Genomic DNA, 661 nt, shown 5'->3' with positions numbered 1-661 from the left:
TGGCCGCGAGCAGCGACCAGCCGCCCTCGACCGGCCCCCAGCCCAGCGACTGCGCCGCGTCCACCAGCAGCGGCACCCCGGCCGCCCGGCAGACCTCGGCCACCTCGGCCACCGGCTGGGCGGTGCCCACCTCGTGATTGGCCGACTGGAGCACGGCGAGGGCGGTGTCGGTACGGAGCGCGGCGGCGTAGCCCGAGGGGGAGACGGCGCCCGTCCGGTGCACCGGCACCTGGGTCACCGAGCCGCCCTCCGCCTCGAACACCTCCGCCGAATGGAGGACAGAGGAATGTTCGACCGCTGACACGATCAGGTGGCGTCCCACCCGGCGCCTTCCGGCCAACGCCCCCGCGACGCCCGTATGTACGGCCCGCGTCCCCGACGGGGTGAAGACCAGTTCGTCCGCCCGGCACCCGACCGCCTCGGCCGCCGCCTCCCGCGCCGCGTCCAGCAGCATCCGCGCCTTGCGCCCCTCCCGGTACAGCCGCGCGGGGTCGGCCCACCCGTCGTCGAGGGCGGCCAACAGAGCCTGGCGGGCGACGGGATGAAGGGGAGCGGCGGAAGCCGCGTCGAAGTAGGCCACGGTCCCACGGTAAAACGCCGGTGACCTGTGCCGACCCTAGGGGCGCGCGTTACCCGCCACCCACTTGCACCCGCCCCCCAA

1 protein-coding gene is annotated in these 661 nt (G+C 75.2%); it reads right to left on the bottom strand.

Translation table 11 applies throughout. From position 1 onward, the window contains the following. On the bottom strand, positions 1-580 hold a 580-nt coding region (locus CCN72_RS34425), incomplete at its 3' end, for an aminotransferase class V-fold PLP-dependent enzyme (RefSeq protein ID WP_143664299.1). Between the last annotated feature and the right edge of the window lie 81 nt (positions 581-661).

It is taken from the genome of Streptomyces murinus, from assembly GCF_002154555.1.
In the GTDB taxonomy this organism is placed as follows: domain Bacteria; phylum Actinomycetota; class Actinomycetes; order Streptomycetales; family Streptomycetaceae; genus Streptomyces; species Streptomyces murinus.
The sequence above is the reverse complement of the archived record's forward strand: the minus strand, read 5'-3'. Positions and strand labels throughout refer to the sequence as shown.